Source organism: Aeromonas molluscorum 848, assembly GCF_000388115.1.
Taxonomy (GTDB): Bacteria; Pseudomonadota; Gammaproteobacteria; order Enterobacterales; family Aeromonadaceae; genus Aeromonas; species Aeromonas molluscorum.
Map to the genome: position 1 here is coordinate 1 of NZ_AQGQ01000215.1, position 5,688 is coordinate 5,688.

A 5,688-nucleotide genomic window follows, 5' to 3' on the forward strand; every position below is an offset into this window, starting at 1 on the left:
CACTGGTGCGTGGCAAATGGCAGTCTCATGTCAAGGTGGTCAATGCGCCGCTGCGCAAAAACGACCTGCAATCTGGCGAACGGGTAGTGCGAGTCACGGCCGATGGCAAGCCATCGGAGACACGCTTTAGGATCGCGCGCCAATTTGCCGAGGCAACTCTGATCGAGTGCAGCCCGATCACCGGCCGAACTCACCAGATCCGGGTGCATACCCAGCATGCGGGCCACCCCATCGCGTGCGATGACAAATATGGTGAAGCGGCCTTTGACGAGAAAATGCGCAGCCAAGGGCTAAAACGTCTGTTCTTGCATGCCTGGAAGCTCACCTTTACCCATCCGGTCGATGGCCGTGAGGTATTGATCGAGGCGCCGCTGGCGCCTGAGCTCGACAGCTTCCTCAACAAGCTGGCACGCTGATGGCTATCCGGCTCGCAATCTTTGACTGGGATGGCACCCTGATGGACTCCATCGGGCGTATCGTCACCTGCGTCGAGCTGGCTGCCAGCGACTGCGGCCTGCCGATGCCGACGCAGCAGCAAACTCAGCAGATCATTGGCTTGAGTCTGGGCGTTGGGCTGGCGGGGCTGTTTGGGCTGGAGGAGGGGAGTGAATCCTGCGATCGCCTGGTTGATCGTTATCGGTACCATTACCTCCATGATAATACCCCCAGCCCCTTGTTTGATGGCGTCACCGAATTGCTCCATGACTGGCATGGGCGTGGCGTATTGCTGGCGGTGGCCACAGGCAAGTCACGGCGAGGTCTGGACAGAGTGCTGGACGAGACAGGATTGAGACCCTTGTTTGCTGCCAGTCGCGGCGCAGACGAGGCGAACTCCAAACCCGATCCCCTGATGCTCAGGCAGTTGCTCGATGAGCTCAAGGTGCCCGTCAACGAGGCGGTGATGATAGGGGACTCGATCCACGATCTCGGCATGGCAAAGGCGCTTGGTATGGCGAGTATCGGAGTGACCTGGGGTGTCCATGACAAGGCACGTCTGGCCGAGTTCGAGCCAGTACTGATGGCCGACACCATGGCGCAGCTGCGCGGGGCCTTCGATTAGGTTTATCCCGTGATGTTTCACGCAAGGGTGATGCGTCTGTAATAACACCTGACAAGAGAGCGCTTTGGCGCTCTTTTGTCATTTACACCGCCTTGTCTCTGCTGATAACGCAGTTTGGGTCAATGTCGGTCGACATGATCAAGGTTGGGATGTCTCGGTGATCAAGCAACTGAAAATACCTGATCAGGGCTGCCGTGATGATGGATCAGGGAAGAGAGTGACCATGGCAGGCCAGCATCTCAACCAGACCGATCAACGGCAAGCCGATCAGCGAATTGGGATCGCGTCCCTCTAACGCCTTGAACAGCACTATGCCGAGCCCTTCACACTTGAAGCTTCCGGCGCAATCCAGTGGCTGTTCAGCCTCGACGTAACGGCGGATTGCCGCCTCATCCAGAGAGCGAAAATGCACGGTGAAGGGTTCAACTAGGCTGTGGCACTGGCCGGTGGCCGCATCGACTACCGCCAGGCCCGTATAGAAGGTCACGCTTTGACCCTGGGCTGCCAGCAGTTGCGCCACGGCACGCTCGACTGTGCCGGGCTTACCGAGGATCTCATTCTGGCAGACGCACACTTGATCCGAACCTATGATCAGACCCTGATCATGTTGATTGGCAACTGTCCGGGCCTTAGCGATGGCCAGGCGCAGCACCAGTTGCCTGGCCGATTCCCCGGGGAGAGGAGTCTCATCGACCTCGGGGGCCTGGCAGTCGAAAGGGAGGCCTAGCTTGGCGAGCAGGGCCTGCCGATAGCGAGAAGTAGAGGCGAGTATCAGCTTTTGTGTCATAATCCGCAGCCGGTGGGGATGAGTTCTGCCATGTTAAGGACTTCTGTCGTTAAAATCATCGGTGGTAAGGACTTTTTCCTTTGACTATCCCTTGTTGGACCTATAATATTCGCGCCCTATGCAAAAGGTGAAGTTGCCCGTTAAGGTTGATCCAGTCCGTAATGCCTTGAAGCTACTCGACTATGTCGGAATAGTGGAAAAGTCGCAGATGCCCAGATTGGAAGCATCAACCGCAGGCTTGCGAAGTGATGTGAATGTAACACTGCACTTTGGCAAAGATGTCCAGAAGTTGACCGTTATGGAAGGCACTGCCCATGCCGAGGTTGACCTGGTTTGCCAGCGTTGTGGAGATACATTTCAACACCTTTGTGAAGCTGAATTTATCTACACTCCGCTGTTTGAAAAAACAAACGAGGAAGAACTGCCGGAAGCTTATGAGCCCATTGAGTTGGACGAAAACGGCGAGATAGATCTTCATAAAATCCTTGAGGATGAACTTATCCTCTCGTTGCCTCAGGTCGCCATGCATCCGATGGATGCTTGTCCCAGAGGGAACATGGACATGACATGGGGTGATATCGAACCTGCTGATGAGCGGCCAAATCCCTTTGCAGTTCTTGAAGAGCTTAAACGTAAGTGAATCTAGGAGTTAGCCTACCATGGCCGTACAACAGAACCGTAAAACCCGTTCCCGTCGTGGCATGCGTCGTTCCCACGATGCATTGACCAGCGCAGCACTGACTGTTGATCAGACCAGTGGTGAAATTCATCGTCGTCACCACGTGACTGCCGATGGTTTCTACCGCGGTAAAAAGGTAATCGCTTAAGGATTGCCTTTGTCTACGCTCAATGTCGCGCTAGACATAATGGGGGGAGATTTTGGCCCCTCTGAAACAGTGCCTGCCGCCGTGCAGGCACTGTCTCTTCTGCCACAGCTCAATCTGATCCTGGTTGGCAATCAGACCTGCGTTACTCCGCTCCTACGCCAACATGGCCTGCTTAATCATCCTCGCGCTCGTTTCGTGCATGCCTCCCAAGTCGTTGGGATGGGCGATAAACCGATCGTGGCGTTGCGTACCCTCAAAGATTCTTCCATGCGGGTCGTGCTGGATCTGGTCAAGAGTGGCGCCGCCGATGCCTGCGTCAGTGCCGGTAATACCGGCGCCCTCATGGCCATGGCCAAGTGTGTGCTCAAATCCCTACCCGGGGTGGATAGACCGGCACTGATCAAGGCGTTGCCAACCGTGGCGGGCAAGCGCACCGTCATGCTGGATCTGGGAGCCAATGTGAGCTGCGATGCAGATACCTTGCTGCAGTTTGCGGTCATGGGGTCCGTGGTGGCTGAATTGGTGGAGGGCATAGCGACGCCTCGTGTCGCGCTGCTCAACGTGGGGGAGGAGGAGATCAAAGGTAACGATCTGGTTCGTCACAGTGCCGAATTGCTGCGTCAGTGTCCGGCCATCAACTTTACCGGCTTTATCGAGGGCGACTGCCTGTTCACCGGCCAGGCGGACGTCATCGTCTGCGATGGTTTCGTGGGCAATGTAGCGCTCAAGACGGCGGAGGGGGTGGTACGCATGATGGGGCAATTGGCCGGGTATCCACGTAAAAAGCGCTCTTTTCTTGGCTTGATAGCTGGCTTTATGCTCAAACGGCGTTTTTCTTACCTGAACCCCGACCAGTATAACGGCGCAAGTCTGTTAGGATTGCGCGGCATTGTGGTAAAAAGTCATGGGCGGGCCGAACGTCGCGCCCTCTGTACTGCGATCCTGCTGGCCGCACAAGAGGCCAAGCATCAACTTCCATTGCAAATAGCAGATCGCCTTGAATCTGTCTTTTCCGACAGGGATCTATAAGAACTCTATGCATAGCAAAATTCTGGGTACTGGCAGCTATCTGCCAAGTTCAGTGCGTACCAACGCCGATCTTGAGCAGATGGTTGAGACCAGTGATGAGTGGATCGTGGCACGCACTGGCATCCATGAGCGTCGTATCGCGGGTGAAGGCGAAACGGTCGCGACCCTCTCACATCAAGCAGCGCTGCGCGCACTGGAAGCCGCAGGCATTCAGGCCGCGGATCTGGACATGATAGTGCTGGCCACTACCAGTGCCGAAAACGCCTTCCCGGCCGCCGCGTGCGAGCTGCAAAATCTGTTGGACGTCCCGGGGATCCCGGCGTTTGACATCGCTGCTGCCTGCGCAGGCTTTACCTATGCCCTGGCGGTCGCCGATCAGTTCATCAAGTCAGGGGCGGCTCGTCATGTGCTGGTCGTGGGCGCCGATGTGCTGTCGCGCATGTGCGATCCGCAAGATCGCGGCACCATCATCCTCTTTGGGGATGGGGCAGGGGCCGTGGTGGTAGGAGCGAGCGAGTCTCCTGGCATTCTCTCCACCCATCTTCATGCCGATGGCCGTTACGGTGATCTGCTCAAGCTGCCGCACCCCCGCCGTGGCCTGACGGGCGCAGAGCTCGAAGCCTACATGTACATGAAGGGCAATGATGTCTTCAAGGTGGCCGTCACTCGCCTGAGCGAGATCGTGACCGAGACCTTGGCGGCCAACGACATTGAGCCCAGCAAGCTGGACTGGCTGGTGCCTCATCAAGCCAACTTCCGCATCATCAGCGCCACCGCCAAAAAGCTTGGAATGGGGCTGGACAAAGTCATACTGACCCTGGATCGCCACGGTAATACCTCGGCCGCTTCTGTGCCTATCGCCTTCGATGAAGGGGTGAGAGACGGCCGCATTCAACGTGGTCAGCTGGTACTGCTCGAAGCCTTTGGTGGCGGTTTTGCCTGGGGTTCGGCGCTGGTCCGTTTCTAATTTTTCTTGCAAGAGCAGGGCGCGATACCGGCTTATGAACGGATCGCGCCCGATTGATGTTTTCGCGTTAAGGAATTCATGATGACCCAATTTGCCATCGCTTTCCCGGGACAAGGCTCCCAGACCGTCGGCATGCTGGCCGAGCTGGCCGAGCAACATGCCGTCATTAAAGAGACCTTCGCCGAGGCGAGTCAGGTACTCGGTTATGACTTGCTCGAGCTGGTTCTGCAGGGACCGGTCGAAGAGCTGGGCAAAACCTGGAAGACACAGCCCGCTCTGTTGACGGCGTCAGTCGCGCTGTGGCGTCTGTGGCAGCAACAGGGTGGGGCGACCCCCTCCGTCATGGCCGGTCACAGCCTGGGGGAGTATTCCGCCCTGGTGTGCAGCGGAGCCTTGGGTTTCAAGGATGCGGTCAAGCTGGTTGAACTGCGCGGCCTGGCCATGCAGGAGGCCGTGCCGGAAGGTACGGGCGCCATGGCGGCCATCATAGGTCTGGATAACGAGGCCATTGCCGCCAACTGCGAACTGGCCGCTCAAGGCCAGGTGGTCTCACCGGTCAACTTCAACTCCCCGGGCCAGGTAGTGATCGCCGGCCACAAAGAGGCGGTTGAACGCGCCAATATTTTGATGAAAGAGTCCGGTGCCAAGCGAGCACTGCCGCTGCCCGTTTCTGTACCTTCACACTGCGCCTTGATGAAACCGGCTGCCGAGAAGCTGGCCACTGCGCTGGATGGGATCGAGATCAAGGTTCCAAGTATCGCCGTCATTAATAATGTCGACGTTACCTGTGAACAGGATCCGGCGGCCATCAAGCAGGCGCTGGTGCGTCAGCTGTTCAGCCCGGTACGTTGGAGCGAGACAGTAGAGCGGATGGCCAACGATGGCGTTACCCTCGAGATCGAAATGGGTCCAGGCAAAGTGCTGACCGGCCTTGCCAAGCGTATCGACAAGCGCGTAGAAGGCATTCATGCCAATGATGCTGCCTCATTCGAGCAGGCGCTGGCCCAGTCCAAGTAAA

General features: G+C 57.3%; 8 protein-coding genes. 7 read left to right on the top strand and 1 reads right to left on the bottom strand.

Annotated features, from left to right (window positions below; genetic code table 11):
• Both G113_RS18660 and G113_RS18665 read left to right on the top strand, forming a co-directional pair.
• The coding region (locus G113_RS18660) for a pseudouridine synthase (RefSeq protein WP_040319387.1) at positions 1-416 on the top strand (416 nt) is incomplete at its 5' end.
• Positions 413-1,060, top strand: a complete 648-nt coding sequence (locus G113_RS18665; protein WP_152436105.1) for an HAD family hydrolase — start codon at positions 413-415, stop codon at positions 1,058-1,060. The genes G113_RS18660 and G113_RS18665, both read left to right, overlap by 4 nt.
• A gap of 205 nt (positions 1,061-1,265) precedes the next feature.
• Here the strand turns inward: G113_RS18665 and G113_RS18670 are convergent, their stop codons facing one another.
• A complete protein-coding gene (locus tag G113_RS18670) occupies positions 1,266-1,847 on the bottom strand; it encodes a Maf family protein (RefSeq protein ID WP_005908713.1) in 582 nt (193 codons plus the stop codon).
• 118 nt (positions 1,848-1,965) lie between these two features.
• Between G113_RS18670 and yceD the strand changes: the two genes are divergently transcribed.
• From yceD to fabD, 5 genes are all read left to right on the top strand, one after another.
• Positions 1,966-2,487 (top strand): 23S rRNA accumulation protein YceD, encoded by a 522-nt coding sequence (yceD, locus tag G113_RS20800; protein WP_005908715.1) that lies wholly within the window; start codon positions 1,966-1,968, stop codon positions 2,485-2,487.
• Positions 2,488-2,506: 19 nt separating this feature from the next.
• A complete protein-coding gene (gene rpmF, locus G113_RS20805; RefSeq protein WP_005908717.1) occupies positions 2,507-2,674 on the top strand; it encodes a 50S ribosomal protein L32 in 168 nt (55 codons plus the stop codon).
• Between the two features lie 9 nt (positions 2,675-2,683).
• Positions 2,684-3,703, top strand: coding sequence for a phosphate acyltransferase PlsX (gene plsX, locus G113_RS18680; RefSeq protein ID WP_040319388.1), 1,020 nt, complete (start codon positions 2,684-2,686; stop codon positions 3,701-3,703).
• 7 nt (positions 3,704-3,710) lie between these two features.
• A complete protein-coding gene (locus G113_RS18685; protein ID WP_005908721.1) occupies positions 3,711-4,670 on the top strand; it encodes a beta-ketoacyl-ACP synthase III in 960 nt (319 codons plus the stop codon).
• An 81-nt stretch (positions 4,671-4,751) separates the two neighbouring features.
• Positions 4,752-5,687, top strand: a complete 936-nt coding sequence (fabD, locus tag G113_RS18690; protein ID WP_005908724.1) for an ACP S-malonyltransferase — start codon at positions 4,752-4,754, stop codon at positions 5,685-5,687.
• Position 5,688 lies beyond the last annotated feature (1 nt).

Excerpts from the sequence above, each read along its gene's own strand:
- fabD (WP_005908724.1), top strand. The coding sequence starts at position 4,752 with ATGACCCAATTTGCCATCGCTTTCCCGGGACAAGGCTCCCAGACCGTC.
- G113_RS18685 (WP_005908721.1), top strand. The coding sequence starts at position 3,711 with ATGCATAGCAAAATTCTGGGTACTGGCAGCTATCTGCCAAGTTCAGTG.
- yceD (WP_005908715.1), top strand. The coding sequence starts at position 1,966 with ATGCAAAAGGTGAAGTTGCCCGTTAAGGTTGATCCAGTCCGTAATGCC.
- rpmF (WP_005908717.1), top strand. The coding sequence starts at position 2,507 with ATGGCCGTACAACAGAACCGTAAAACCCGTTCCCGTCGTGGCATGCGT.
- G113_RS18670 (WP_005908713.1), bottom strand. The coding sequence starts at position 1,847 with ATGACACAAAAGCTGATACTCGCCTCTACTTCTCGCTATCGGCAGGCC.